At 58.8% G+C, this 14,041-nt stretch carries 12 protein-coding genes; 1 reads left to right on the top strand and 11 read right to left on the bottom strand.

All coding sequences use genetic code 11. The annotated features are described in order from the left end of the window. Positions 1-116 precede the first annotated feature (116 nt). From ACZ9BB_RS01000 to ACZ9BB_RS00990, 3 genes are all read right to left on the bottom strand, one after another. Positions 117-1,223: an NADH:flavin oxidoreductase/NADH oxidase gene (locus tag ACZ9BB_RS01000; protein WP_476212156.1), complete on the bottom strand. Its 1,107-nt coding sequence runs from the start codon at positions 1,221-1,223 to the stop codon at positions 117-119. 356 nt (positions 1,224-1,579) lie between these two features. Beyond that, on the bottom strand, positions 1,580-3,289 hold the full coding sequence (recJ, locus tag ACZ9BB_RS00995) for a single-stranded-DNA-specific exonuclease RecJ (RefSeq protein WP_476212155.1): 1,710 nt from the start codon (positions 3,287-3,289) through the stop codon (positions 1,580-1,582). 66 nt (positions 3,290-3,355) lie between these two features. After that, positions 3,356-3,898, bottom strand: a complete 543-nt coding sequence (locus tag ACZ9BB_RS00990) for a YaeQ family protein (protein WP_476212154.1) — start codon at positions 3,896-3,898, stop codon at positions 3,356-3,358. Positions 3,899-4,045: 147 nt separating this feature from the next. Between ACZ9BB_RS00990 and ACZ9BB_RS00985 the strand changes: the two genes are divergently transcribed. Beyond that, positions 4,046-5,245: a CaiB/BaiF CoA transferase family protein gene (locus ACZ9BB_RS00985; protein ID WP_476212153.1), complete on the top strand. Its 1,200-nt coding sequence runs from the start codon at positions 4,046-4,048 to the stop codon at positions 5,243-5,245. Positions 5,246-5,463: 218 nt separating this feature from the next. On the opposite strand, the gene ACZ9BB_RS00980 is transcribed toward ACZ9BB_RS00985, so the two are convergent. The 8 genes from ACZ9BB_RS00980 to secF all read right to left on the bottom strand — a co-directional run bounded on the left by ACZ9BB_RS00980 (position 5,464) and on the right by secF (position 14,033). After that, complete coding sequence (locus ACZ9BB_RS00980; RefSeq protein ID WP_476212152.1) at positions 5,464-5,751, bottom strand: DUF3509 domain-containing protein; 288 nt, start codon at positions 5,749-5,751, stop codon at positions 5,464-5,466. A gap of 221 nt (positions 5,752-5,972) precedes the next feature. Next, positions 5,973-7,328, bottom strand: a complete 1,356-nt coding sequence (locus tag ACZ9BB_RS00975) for a transporter substrate-binding domain-containing protein (protein ID WP_476212151.1) — start codon at positions 7,326-7,328, stop codon at positions 5,973-5,975. A 133-nt stretch (positions 7,329-7,461) separates the two neighbouring features. After that, entirely contained in the window at positions 7,462-8,871 is a 1,410-nt protein-coding gene (gene thrC, locus ACZ9BB_RS00970; RefSeq protein WP_038979090.1) for a threonine synthase, read from the bottom strand. Between the two features lie 108 nt (positions 8,872-8,979). After that, positions 8,980-10,284 carry a homoserine dehydrogenase gene (locus tag ACZ9BB_RS00965; RefSeq protein ID WP_476212150.1) on the bottom strand — a complete coding sequence of 435 codons (1,305 nt, stop codon included), beginning with the start codon at positions 10,282-10,284 and terminating at the stop codon, positions 8,980-8,982. Between the two features lie 132 nt (positions 10,285-10,416). Further along, positions 10,417-11,148, bottom strand: a complete 732-nt coding sequence (gene dsbC / locus ACZ9BB_RS00960; RefSeq protein ID WP_476212149.1) for a bifunctional protein-disulfide isomerase/oxidoreductase DsbC — start codon at positions 11,146-11,148, stop codon at positions 10,417-10,419. Between the two features lie 267 nt (positions 11,149-11,415). Next, the gene (gene xerD / locus ACZ9BB_RS00955) at positions 11,416-12,312 is read right to left on the bottom strand and encodes a site-specific tyrosine recombinase XerD (RefSeq protein ID WP_019651849.1); all 897 of its coding nucleotides are present in this window, start codon (positions 12,310-12,312) and stop codon (positions 11,416-11,418) included. 137 nt (positions 12,313-12,449) lie between these two features. After that, positions 12,450-12,998 (bottom strand): glycine zipper 2TM domain-containing protein, encoded by a 549-nt coding sequence (locus tag ACZ9BB_RS00950; RefSeq protein ID WP_007934016.1) that lies wholly within the window; start codon positions 12,996-12,998, stop codon positions 12,450-12,452. A gap of 120 nt (positions 12,999-13,118) precedes the next feature. Continuing rightward, complete coding sequence (gene secF, locus ACZ9BB_RS00945; protein WP_476212148.1) at positions 13,119-14,033, bottom strand: protein translocase subunit SecF; 915 nt, start codon at positions 14,031-14,033, stop codon at positions 13,119-13,121. Positions 14,034-14,041 lie beyond the last annotated feature (8 nt).

Genomic DNA, 14,041 nt, shown 5'->3' with positions numbered 1-14,041 from the left:
GGCCCCATCGCGAGCAGGCTGCTCGCGATGGGGCCGGAAAGCCCAGCAAAATTTTTCCAGATAAACAAAAGCCCCGGTTAATTCGACCGGGGCTTTTTCGGTTTTACAGCCCCCCTTCAGTCACGCAAATCCGATTCATGAATCGGCTGGTCGCGATGGGTGGCCCGCTGGTATTGCGCCGGCCAGACAGCCTTGTGCCCGCCCAGATCATCATCGGCATGCAGCGCCCAATACGGATCGCGCAACAGCTCCCGCGCGAGGAAGATGATGTCGGCCTGACAAGTGCGCAGAATGTGCTCGGCCTGAGCCGGTTCGGTGATCATTCCTACGGTACCGGTGGCAATGCCTGACTCTTTACGTACGCGCTCGGCGAAACGGGTCTGATAACCGGGGCCTGTAGGAATCTCCGCGTTTACCGCCGTGCCGCCCGACGAGACGTCGATCAGGTCCACGCCCAGATCCTTGAGGCGTCGCGCCAGCTCCACGGTTTCATCGGGGTTCCAGCCGTCTTCCACCCAGTCGGTGGCCGACACCCGCACAAACACCGGTAACTCTTCAGGCCATACGGCACGTACTGCTTCGGTGACTTGCAGTACCAAGCGAATTCGATTCTCGAACGACCCGCCGTACTGATCGCGCCGTTGATTGCTCAAGGGCGAAAGAAATTGATGCAACAGGTAACCGTGGGCGGCGTGTACTTCGACCACTTTGAAACCGGCGGTCAGCGCCCGTTTGGCCGAATCGACGAAAGACTGAATGATGTTGGCAATCTCGCCGTCATCAAGCTGCTTGGGTGCAGTGTGCTGTGGATCGAAAGCGATGGGCGAAGGGCCGACCGGGATCCAGCCGCCGTCTTCCGGCTTGACGCTGCCATGCTTGCCGAGCCACGGCCGATGCGTACTGGCCTTGCGCCCGGCGTGGGCCAACTGGATGCCGGCCACAGCCCCCTGGGCGGCGATAAAACGCGTAATACGTTGCAAGGGTTCGATCTGTTGATCATTCCAGAGGCCGAGATCCTGGGCGGTGATCCGCCCGTCGGCGGTGACCGCCGTGGCTTCGGTAAACACCAGGCCGGCCCCGCCGATAGCGCGGCTGCCGAGGTGGACCAGGTGCCAGTCATTGGCCAGCCCATCAACGCTGGAGTACTGGCACATCGGGGACACCGCGATGCGGTTAAGCAGGGTCAATTGACGAAGGGTATAGGGTTCAAGCAGCAGACTCATGGGGCACCTCTCGAATCAGTGGGCAGGCTCCAGGGTTCTGTTTGAATAGTCGACGAGTGACAGGAAAAAGGTACAGCACCCGCCCCCGCGGGCAAAAAATTCGACAAGACGTCACAAGGATAATCAAGCAGTGCTTAGAGCCTAGTCGACATCGGGGGATCAGGGAGGGTTCAAGAAATGAAACACCCAAATTTAAGGTCCGGGCGATACCTGTGGCGAGGGAGCTTGCTCCCGCTCGGCTGCGCAGCAGTCGTCAACCAACCGACGCGGTACCACAGGAAAAAAGTGTTTAAAGGTTTAGGGCCGCTTCGCAGCCCAGCGGGAGCAAGCTCCCTCGCCACAAAAGCATCGTGCCGTTATCGCGGTTCGATGTGGGCAATCATCAACTGCACGGTCTCGTTCCCACGGAACTCATTGAGGTCGAGTTTGTATGCCAACTCCACCCAGCGAATCGTCGGATTCGGCCAGATATCACGGTCGATACCGAAGGCAATGCCGTCCAGTTTTACCGAGCCGCATTCACTTTTCAGCACCACTTTAAGGTGCCGCTCGCCGACTACCCGTTGCTCGACCAACTGAAACACACCATGAAACAGCGGCTCTGGAAAGTGTTGCCCCCACGGCCCGGCGTGGCGCAGGGCGCGGGCCAGTTCCAGGTGAAATTCTTCGACCGCCAAAGTGCCATCCGACAGCAGGCGCCCGGTCAGGTCTTCTTCGCGCAGTTGCCTACGCACTTCAGCGTCGAAGGCCTCGGCGAATAACGGAAAATTCGCTTCCGGCAAGGTCAGGCCGGCTGCCATGGCGTGTCCGCCATATTTGCTGATCAGGTTCGGATGCTGCGCCGCGACCACACTCAAGGCGTCGCGAATATGAAACCCTTGAACCGAACGCCCCGAGCCCTTGAGCAGGCCATCGCCGGCATCGGCAAAGGCAATGGTCGGACGGAAATAGCGCTCTTTCATACGAGAGGCGAGGATTCCGATGACGCCCTGGTGCCACTCGGGATCGAACAGGCACAGGCCGAACGGCATCGACTCCACCGGCAAATCCTTGAGCTGTGCCAGCGCCTCACGCTGCATGCCCTGCTCGATGGATTTGCGGTCCTGGTTCATGCCATCCAGCTGAGCGGCCATTTCACGGGCAGACCCCGTATCTTCGGTGAGCAGGCATTCGATGCCCAGGCTCATGTCGTCCAGACGTCCCGCCGCGTTCAGACGCGGGCCGAGGATGAAGCCCAGGTCGGTAGAGGTAATGCGTGAATGGTCGCGCTTGGCCACTTCAAGGATCGCCTTGATTCCCGGTCGAGCGCGCCCGGCGCGAATCCGCTCGAGGCCCTGATGCACCAGAATCCGGTTGTTGGCATCCAGCGGTACCACGTCGGCGACGCTGCCCAATGCCACCAGGTCCAGCAATTCGCCAATGTTCGGCTGCGGCTTGCTCTCGTACCAACCCAGGCTGCGCAAGCGCGCGCGCAACGCCATCAACACATAAAAGATCACCCCGACACCGGCCAGGGCTTTGCTCGGAAACTCGCAACCCGGCTGATTCGGATTGACGATGGCATCGGCCAAGGGCAGTTCATCGCCAGGCAAGTGGTGATCGGTGACCAGGACCTTGAGCCCGGCCTTTTTCGCCGCCGCCACGCCTTCGACGCTGGAGATGCCGTTGTCCACGGTGATCAGCAGGTGCGGCTCGCGGGTCAGCGCCACTTCAACGATCTCCGGCGTCAGGCCGTAGCCATACTCGAACCGGTTCGGCACCAGATAATCGACGTGCGCCGCCCCCAACAGGCGCAACCCCAACATGCCCACGGTACTGGCCGTCGCGCCATCGGCGTCGAAGTCGCCGACGATCAGGATCCGCTGACGCTGTTCCAGGGTCGCCACCAGCAAATCCACCGCCGCATCGATGCCTTTGAGCTGCTGGTACGGAATCAGCCGCGCCAGACTCTTGTCCAGTTCAGCCTCCGATTGCACGCCCCGTGCCGCATACAATCGGGTCAGTAGCGGTGGAATATCACCGAGGAATGGCAGGGTGTCGGGCAACTGGCGAGGTTCGATGCGCATGGGGTGACAGGTACTTCTCTTGAATACGTAGGATAAAACCGTGTGACGCGGACCTTGGGCGAATAATCAGCCGCGTTCGCCGCTCAACCATTGCAACTGCACTTCGTGCTGACCACGGTCGTCGGTGACGAAAATCGTTCCTTCGCTGATCATCACATCCCACTTGATAACGCGCGGCATGTCCTTGGCCAGGGTTTCCAGCACGTCTTGAGGCACGGCGGCGATGTGGACGTTTTTCAGGTTTTTGATCGCCGGGATCACTTTGGTTTCCCAGACACGCAGGCTGCCATAGGCCAGCAGACTGGTGCGCTCGGTGCGGCGCGAGCACCAGGTCAGGCGATCGGCGTCTGGCTGACCGACTTCGATCCAGTGCAGGACACGGTCATCCAGGCTCTTTTCCCACAGTGCCGGTTCATCCACGTCTGACAGACCGCGCCCAAAGGACAGCTGTTCGCTGTACCAGAAGGCGTAGGCCAACAACCGTACGGTCATGCGCTCTTCGGTTTCCGAAGGGTGACGGGCGATGGTCTGCTTCACGTTCTCGTAAACACTGCGGTCGAGGTCGGTGAGGTTCAGTTCAAACTTGTAGGTCGTGGACGGCTGGGCCATGAACGGGCTTCTTGATACGAGGAAAGGCGGCAAGTCTAACCGATGCAACGGGCAATCCACGAATTGAAGGCGATCAACTTTGGGCGATGGATGTCGGCCTATGTTAAAACTCTGCTTTCGCTCAGCCTTTGTCCTACAGGATTCAGTATGCCGTTCTCCAACAAACCGCTCAGCGGTCTGAAAGTCATCGAATTGGGTACGTTGATTGCCGGGCCGTTTGCCTCGCGTATTTGCGGCGAATTCGGCGCCGAGGTGATCAAGATCGAGTCACCGGATGGCGGTGATCCATTGCGCAAATGGCGCAAGTTGTATGAAGGCACTTCGCTGTGGTGGTTCGTTCAGGCGCGCAACAAGAAGTCTTTGACCCTGAACCTGAAGCACCCGGACGGCTTGGCGATTCTCAAACAGCTGCTCAGTGAAGCGGACATTCTGATCGAGAACTTTCGCCCCGGCGTACTGGAAAAGCTCGGCCTGGGTTGGGAAGTCTTGCACGCGTTGAACCCGAAACTGGTGATGGTGCGGCTTTCGGGCTTTGGCCAGACCGGGCCGATGAAAGATCAGCCGGGCTTCGGCGCGGTCGGTGAATCCATGGGTGGCCTGCGCTACATCACCGGGTTCGAGGACCGGCCGCCGGTACGCACCGGGATTTCCATCGGCGATTCGATTGCCGCGCTCTGGGGCGTGATCGGCGCACTGATGGCCTTGCGTCATCGCGAGGTCAACGGCGGCTTGGGCCAAGTAGTGGATGTGGCGTTGTACGAAGCGATCTTCGCCATGATGGAAAGCATGGTCCCGGAGTTCGACGTGTTCGGCTTCATCCGCGAACGCACCGGCAACATCATGCCGGGTATCACACCCTCCTCCATTCACACCAGCGCCGACGGCAAACACGTGCAGATCGGCGCCAACGGTGATGCGATCTTCAAGCGTTTCATGCTGATCATCGGTCGCGAGGATTTGGCCAATGACCCAGAGCTGGCCAGCAACGATGGACGTGACAGCCGTCGCGATGAGATTTATGGGGTGATCGATCGCTGGGTCAACTCACTGCCGCTGGACGCGGTGATCGAACAACTGAACCAGGCTGACGTTCCTGCCAGCCGGATCTTCAGCGCCGAAGACATGTTCAGCGATCCGCAGTACCTGGCCCGGGAAATGTTCCTGCAAGCCAAGCTGCCCGATGGCAAGGACTTCAAAATGCCGGGCATCGTGCCAAAACTCTCCGAGACACCCGGCACCTCCGAATGGGTCGGGCCGCAGCTGGGCGAACACAATACGCAGGTGCTGCACGATCTTGGTTACGACCCGGCACAGATAGCACGGCTGCGTGAAGACGGGGCCATCTAAGCACCTGCATTCGTCAGCGAGAGCTTTCGAGAGAAAGCCGAGCAGCGGCAAATTTCAGGCAAAAAGAAACCCCGAGAAGTGGGGAGACAACTCGGGGTTAAACGTGGCCTGTATAAAGACCAGTGACAACAAGCTACAAGCACCGGAGCACAATGCTTGATCCTGCTGCTACATGGTCTGACTGACCTTGGCGCAGGAAGGTTCCCACAAAAAACAATTCAATTCCGGCTGGCCAGAATCTTGTCCTGAGCAGCATTGCGCAACGCCGCGATGACACAGGGTTCCAGGCGTCCTTCAGCGATCAGCACGTCGCGGTGCAAGCCGTCGACGACATCCGTCAGCAGACGTTTATCGGTTAACTGGGCCTGATTGAACAACCGTTCGACCACAATGGCGCCACTCGCATTCTTGAGTGTCACCCGGCATTCGCCATGGGCACCTGATGGGGTCAACGTTACCTGATACGGGCTCAGAGCCTCACCGAGCAAAAGACTGATACTTTCCATCTCGATCACCACTCAATAGTCCGAAAACAAAGTGCCTGGGGCGCATCCACAGTAAACGACCACAGGCCCGAGAAGAAAGTTCTGGATTCCAACGGCAGGCGCACCGGCGCCTCTGGTAGATAGAGCATGCACGGTAAAGATGACAGCAAAAAAACAGCAGATTCACAGCCAGATAAGCATTTTGGCCTCGCCACATTCTTTGTAGCAGATTGCATTGCAATTCATGGCAGCCTTGTACGCTTGCCGATCTCGGTCCAGCCCCCCAACAATCCTCGCAATTGACCGTTGGCACTGTAGAACGGCACCGTCCACTGGTAGATGTCCCTGACGCCGTCCTTGAACATCAACTGACGCTCACTGAAACGGGTCTTGCGAGTACCGAGCTGAGCCATGAATTCGGCGTGCAGCTGTTCGGCGGTCTCTTTGGGCAAGACATCGAGCTCGATCAGTCGTCGTCCCTGAACCTGATCGAAACGGATCGACAAGCTCTCCTCATAACTTTTGTTGCACATGATCAAACGCCCTTCCAGATCACGCACGAACATCGGATCGGGCATGGCGTCTATCAATGCGTGCTGGAACGCGAGCTGGTCATTGAGGTCTTTCTCGGCGTCCCGCCGTTGCTCGATCAGTGCCGCGAGCCGGCGATTCCAGAGCAATGAAAGCAGGCCGAACAGGCTAACGATGAACACGCCCCAGCAGCCCCACTGGGTGATCCGCTGCCAAGCCGAGGGCATGTGCGCCGGGGCAATTCCATTCAGCCATTTCAGCCGTATGGCGCGTAACTCGGCGGGCGGAAAAACTTCGAGTGCCTTGTTGAGGATGCTTAACAACTGCGGCTGTCCTTTGCGTACCGCCAAGTGATCAGCTTCCCACTTGCCCTCTACTGCGTGCCCTACCTTGAGCCGGCACGAAGGATATAGCTGCGCTCCGATTTCATTTTCAATGGTGGCGAAGGCCTCGCCACTTTCCACCAGCGCCCGGGCTTCAGCGTAGGTTTTGACCGAGCGCAGTTCGATCGCCGGGTAATCACGACGAATCACGCCTTCCAACGCGTGCCGGTCCGGCAATACCAGAACTCTTTTCGAAAGCTGTTCCAGGGACTGTAATGCAGGTGTGCCGGCCAGTCCCACGAGTACCCAGCCCGCTCCGCCAAACGCATGGCTGAAATCCAGAAACACCTTGCGCTCGTCATTCATTGCCAGTGTCGTACTCATGTCCGCCGCACCGTTTTCCAACTGTTCCAGCAGCTGATCGGTGGAAAACGACTCTTCATGGACGAACCGCAACCCTGTCATGGCGCTGATGCGGTTGAGCACATCGTTGTTCAAGCCGCTCCAGTGACCGTGCTCATCCTTGAACAGATACAGCGGGTATTGCGTCGACGCGACAATGACCAACGGATGATCACGAATCCATTGCAACTCCTGAGCGTCCAGCTCAATGCGTGCGACGGCGACTGATTCCCTGGATTCATGTGTCGCCAATTGTGCGGCTTTTACCCATGGCCCAAAGCCCAGGGCACCCAGCAAAAACATCCAGCACACGGCTGGTTTGAAGCCTCTGAAAAACAGCATTGCCACTTCCTTGGTGATCGACTCGCCCGTCCTTCGTGGGCGGCTCTTCATTTAAGAGACGCGACAAGTGTGGCATGCAGAAATGAGAAAGCCCGTCAGGAGACGGGCTTCAAAATGTGACAGCTTTTACCGGTTACAGTGGCTTACCGCGGTTGCCATGCTGACTGACAAAGGCCTGCACGGCTTTCAGGTCGTTCGGCAATACGGTGCAACGTTCATCTCTCTCAAATAAATCAGAAAGATGTGCAGGTAGTTCGAGCGCTTTTCCTACACCAGCTTTTTCCACCGCGTCCGGGAATTTGACCGGATGGGCCGTGCCCAGGATCACCATCGGGATATCCAGGCTGCGACGGCATTCACGTGCGGCCTTCACGCCGATAGCGGTGTGTGGATCCAGCAGCTCACCGGTTTGCTCAAAGACTTCGGCAATGGTTTCGCACGTTTGGGCATCGTCCACGGCCAGCGAATCGAACAACTTGCGCGCTTCGGTCCAGCGTTCCTCTTCGACGCTGAAACCGCCGCCCTGTTTGAAGGTGTCCATCAAACCGGCAATCGCCGCGCCGTTGCGACCGTGCAGGTCGAACAGCAGGCGTTCGAAGTTCGACGACACCATGATGTCCATCGACGGCGACAACGTGGCGTGCAAGGTTTCCTTGACGTACTGATTGCCGCTCATGAAGCGGTGCAGGATGTCATTGCGGTTGGTGGCGACGATCAACTGGTTGATCGGCAGGCCCATGTTGCGCGCCAGGTAACCGGCGAAAATATCGCCGAAGTTGCCGGTCGGCACTGAGAACGACACCGAACGCGCCGGGCCACCCAGTTGCAGGGCTGCGTGGAAGTAGTAAACGATCTGGGCCATGATCCGCGCCCAGTTGATCGAGTTCACCGCCACCAGGCGCGTGCCCTTGAGGAAGCTCTGGTCGGCGAAGCTGGCCTTGACCATTTCCTGGCAATCATCGAAGTTGCCTTCGATGGCGATGTTGTGAATGTTTTCACCGAAGATGGTGGTCATCTGGCGACGCTGCACTTCAGACACACGGTTGTGCGGGTGCAGGATGAAGATGTCGACGTTTTCGCAATGCTTGCAGCCTTCGATGGCGGCCGAACCGGTGTCGCCGGAGGTGGCGCCAACAATCACCACGCGCTCACCGCGCTTTTCCAGCACGTAGTCGAGCAAACGACCCAGCAGTTGCAGGGCGAAGTCCTTGAACGCCAGGGTCGGGCCGTGGAACAGCTCCAGCACCCATTCGTTGCCGTTCAGCTGACGCAACGGGGCCACGGCGTTGTGGGAAAACACGCCATACGTTTCTTCAAGAATCTTTTTGAAATCGGCATCGGGAATGCTACCGGTAACGAACGGGCGCATTACCCGGAAGGCCAGCTCGTGATACGGCAGGCCGGCCCAGGAAGCGATCTCTTCCTGGGTGAAACGTGGCAGGTTTTCCGGCACGTACAGGCCGCCGTCCGTGGCCAGGCCGGCCAGCAGGACGTCTTCGAAATTCAGGGCCGGTGCCTGGCCGCGGGTACTGATATAACGCATAGGGGCAAACCTTCGGTTTGGGCTTCAAGCTGCAAGCTTCAAGCGACAAGTTAACGCCAGACCGCCTTAACTTGTCGCTTGAAGCTTGCAGCTTGCCGCTGCTTTAATTTAGTTCAAGTGCTCGACGCGGATCCGAACGACCGGGCCAACCACGCCTTGCAAGGCTTCCAGGGCGGCGATCGCGTCGTTGATGCGCTGCTCCTGCACACGGTGGGTCAGCAGGATCATCGGCACCAGGCCGTCGTGTTCCTCGACTTCCTTCTGCATGATCGATTCGATGTTGATACCGCGCTCCGACAGGATGCTTGCCACCTGAGCCAGCACGCCCGGATGGTCCTTGGCCTGAATGCGCAGGTAGTAAGCGCTTTCGCAGGCTTCGATCGGCAGGATCGGGTGGGCCGACAGCGAATCCGGCTGGAAGGCCAGGTGCGGTACGCGGTTTTCCGGGTCGGACGTCATGGCACGCACCACGTCCACCAGGTCGGCAATCACCGACGAAGCGGTCGGTTCCATGCCGGCGCCAGCGCCGTAGAACAGGGTCGAACCGGCTGCGTCACCATTGACCATCACGGCGTTCATCACACCGTTGACGTTGGCGATCAGGCGATCGGCCGGGATCAGTGTCGGGTGCACGCGCAGTTCGATACCGGCCGCGGTGCTGCGCGCCACGCCCAGGTGCTTGATGCGATAGCCCAGTGCTTCGGCGTAGTTCACGTCAGCGGTGGTCAGCTTGGTGATGCCTTCGGTGTAGGCTTTGTCGAATTGCAGCGGGATGCCGAACGCGATGGATGCCAGGATCGTCAGCTTGTGGGCCGCGTCGATGCCTTCGACGTCGAAGGTCGGATCCGCTTCGGCGTAACCCAGGGCTTGCGCCTCGGCGAGGACGTCTTCGAAGGTCCGGCCCTTTTCACGCATTTCGGTGAGGATGAAGTTACCGGTGCCGTTGATGATCCCGGCCACCCAGTTGATACGGTTGGCGGACAAGCCTTCACGAATCGCCTTGATCACCGGAATACCACCGGCCACGGCGGCTTCGAACGCCACGATCACGCCTTTTTCGCGGGCCTTGGCGAAGATTTCGTTACCGTGCACGGCAATCAGTGCCTTGTTCGCGGTAACCACGTGTTTTCCGTTTTCGATCGCTTTGAGTACCAGCTCGCGGGCAACGGTGTAGCCGCCCATCAGCTCTATGACGATGTCGATCTCAGGGTTCGTGGCCACTTCGAAGACATCGTTGGTAATCGCAATACCGGTCGTCTGGAACTGAGGCTTTGGCGTGCGCATGGCAATTTGTGCCACTTCGATCCCACGCCCGGCACGACGAGCAATTTCCTCGGCGTTGCGCTGAAGTACGTTGAAGGTACCGCCACCGACGGTCCCTAACCCACAGATGCCTACTTTGACCGGTTTCACTGTGAACTCCCCATAAAACGGCCGACTCAAGGCCGGCCGTGAAAACAACCGCATACTCGCGGCTCTCTATTAATGGCCCGACAATGTTGCCGCCAGACCATGATCGTCAAGGCTGACCGTGACGATGCGAAACTATTTCGCGCCCAGTGCCAGTTTGGCGACTTGTGGCGCAGGCTGGTAGCCCGGAATGACCTGACCGTCGGCCAAAACGATGGCCGGTGTACCGTTCACGCCAATCGACTGACCGAGGGCGAACTGCTTGGACACCGGGTTCTCGCACTTGGCGGCCTTGATTTCCTTGCCATCGACCATTTTGTCCATGGCAGCTTTCTTGTCCTTGGAGCACCAGACCGCTTGCAGTTGTTCATCACCCGGCGAGCCCAGGCCCTGGCGCGGGAACGCAACGTAACGCACTTCGATACCGAGCTTGTTCAGCTCAGGCACTTCGGCGTGCAGCTTGTGGCAATACGGGCACGTGGTGTCGGTGAACACGGTGATGTGCGACTTGGTTTCGCCGATCGCCGGATAAACCACGGTTTCAGCCACTGGAATACCGTTGATCAGTTTGGAAATGCCCAGGCGCTCGGTCTTCTCGGTCAGGTTGACAGGTTTACCGTCCTTGAGCTGGAACAGGTAGCCCTGAACGACGTACTGGCCGTCGGCGCTGGCATAAAGCACGCGGCTGCCCTTGAGTTTGACTTCATACAGGCCTGGCAGCGGGCTGGCAGTGATGCTTTCGACCGGTACGTCGAGCTCGAGGCTTTCCAGGCTTTTACGAATGGCTTTATCAGCCGTGTCATCGGCGACGGCAAAGGTGCTGACCAACGCAATGGCTGCGGCGGCGAAAATCTGGGTCAGACGCATGAGAACTCCTGAAGGCGGACAAATGGGACGATCAGAACGCCCGTGCCGAAACACCGGGTCATAACCGCCCATCGTGCAAACCGGCAAAGCCTAACACATAAGGCCCCCGTGGCGAGGGGGCTTGCCCCCGTTGGGTTGCGAAGCAGCCCCTCTTTGGCGATCTCTATCCGATATATGGACCGAGGCGTGAGGATTGACGACTGCTGCGCAGCCGAACGGGGGCAAGCCCCCTCACCACAGGTCAGCATTCCCATTCCAGGGGCTGCGTTAGCCGCGCGGGTGATGTTTGGCATGCAGGTCCTGTAAGCGAGCCCGGGCGACGTGAGTATAGATCTGGGTGGTCGAAAGATCGCTGTGGCCGAGCAGCATTTGCACCACCCGCAAGTCGGCACCGTGGTTGAGCAAATGCGTGGCAAAGGCATGACGCAGGGTATGCGGCGACAGCGACTTGCCGATCCCTGCGACCTTGGCCTGATGCTTGATGCGATGCCAGAAGGTCTGGCGGGTCATCTGCTCGCCGCGCAGGCTGGGGAACAGGACATCGCTGGGCCGCCCGCCCAACAGCTCGCCACGGGCATCGCGCATGTAGCGCTCGACCCAGACAATCGCCTCCTCGCCCATCGGCACCAGCCGCTCCTTGCTGCCCTTGCCCATCACCCGCAGCACGCCCTGACGCAGGTTGACCTGCTCCAGCGTCAGGCTGATCAGCTCCGTCACCCGCAAGCCGCACGCGTAAAGCACCTCAAGCATGGCGCGATCACGCTGCCCGATGGCCTCGCTCAGGTCTGGCGCGGCCAGCAGCGCTTCCACATCGGCTTCCGACAAGGATTTAGGCAACGGCCTACCCAGTTGCGGCATATCCACGCGCAGGGTCGGATCCACGGCAATCAACTTTTCCCGCAGCAAATAGCGATAAAAACCACGCACGCCTGAAAGAAAACGCGCAGTAGAACGGGGTTTGTAGTTTTGCTCCAGGCGCCAGGCCAAGTGATCGAGGATCAACTCGCGCCCGGCGTTGATCAGCTCCAGGCCCTTCTCCTGCAACCAGCCGTTGAACAAGGCAAGGTCGCTGCGATAGGCATCGCGGGTGTTATCGGAAAGGCCTTTCTCCAGCCACAGGGCGTCGAGGAACTGGTCTATCAGGGGATGATCGATGGCAGGCATGGGGGCTCAGGACTGGCGGACAAAAGGCCGCAAAAATGAAGAGTCTTTCATAGCATGTTGATGGTGACACATAAAATTCAGGCACAAAAAAAGCATCCCTTACGGGATGCTTCTTTTTGAGTGAGACGCTCAGCTTATTACCGGGCCGGTTCGTTCTGCCCCAGGATCAGCCTGCCTTCCTTGTCGACCGGAATCTGGTTGCCCGGATCACGGTCCATCCGCACCTTGCCTTCCTTGCCATCCAGCGAATAACGAACGTCGTAGCCTACAACCTTGTCGCTGATGTCATTGACCGTGTTACAGCGAGTCTGGGTCGTGGTGTAGGTATCACGCTCTTGCATGCCTTCCTGCACCTTGTTACCCGCATAACCGCCGCCGACCGCACCGGCCACTGTGGCGATTTTCTTGCCTGTACCACCGCCGATCTGGTTGCCCAACAGGCCACCCGCCAGCGCGCCGACCACCGTACCGGCGATCTGATGTTGATCTTTCACCGGCGCTTGCCGGGTCACCGTAACGTCCTTGCACACTTCACGTGGAGTCTTGATTTGTGTCTTGACCGGTTCAACGGCCAGCACTTGCGCATACTCAGGGCCGCTTTTAACCAGTTTGTAGGTGGCAACAGCACCACCGGCAGTCACACCGACAGCACCCAATACCGCACCAACCAGCAACGACTTGTTCACATGAACCTCCTGGCTATCACAGGCGGGACAAACCCGCGCTTCTCCCAGCCTTGGAGCATAAAAAAAGGCGCGAGTTCAACACTCGCGCCTTCTCGGCTTTGGGCAGGAAAACGATAACCGTTATGGACGGTCGTCGACTTCCTTCTCGCTCGTCGCCACAGGAATCAGGTCTTCGCTGTTCAGGTTCAGCCAGATCAGCACTACGTTCGCGATGTAGATCGACGAGTAAGTACCCGCCAGAACACCGATGAACAGGGCAATGGAGAAGCCGAACAGGTTGTCACCACCGAAGAACAACAGAGCCGCGATCGCCAGCAAGGTGGAGATCGACGTCGCCATGGTCCGCAGCAGGGTTTGCGTGGTCGAGATGTTGATGTTCTCGATCAGGCTGGCCTTGCGCAATACGCGGAAGTTCTCACGAACCCGGTCGAATACCACGATGGTGTCGTTGAGCGAGTAACCGATGATCGCCAGCACTGCCGCCAGTACCGTCAGGTCGAAGGTGATCTGGAAGAACGACAGGATACCGATGGTCACGATCACGTCGTGGATCAAGGAAACGATCGCACCGACCGCAAACTTCCACTGAAAGCGGAAAGCCAGGTAGATCAGGATACCGCCGAGCGCCATCAACATGCCGAGGCCGCCCTGGTCGCGCAGTTCTTCACCGACCTGCGGGCCGACGAACTCGACACGCTTGACCTGAGCCGGGTTGTCGCCGCCGACTTTTTGCAGCGCATCAGCCACCTGGTGACCCAGTTGCGGGTCTTCGCCAGGCATGCGCACCAAAAGATCGGTGGTTGCACCGAAGTTCTGCACGATTGCTTCGTGATAACCGGCTGTAACCAGTTGCTCACGCACCTTGGTGACATCGGCCGGACGCTCGTAGGTCAGCTCGATGAGCGTACCGCCGGTGAAGTCCAGGCCCCAGTTCATGCCCTTATGAAAGACACTGAACATTGCCAGTGCGGTAAGGAACAATGTGACGCCGAACGCAAAGTTGCGAACGCCCATGAAGTTGATTGTACGTAACATGGCAGCCC

The sequence above is a fragment of the Pseudomonas sp. TE3552 genome, assembly GCF_056278945.1.
Note: the sequence above shows the minus strand (reverse complement) of the source record. Positions and strands in the feature narration are given on the sequence as shown.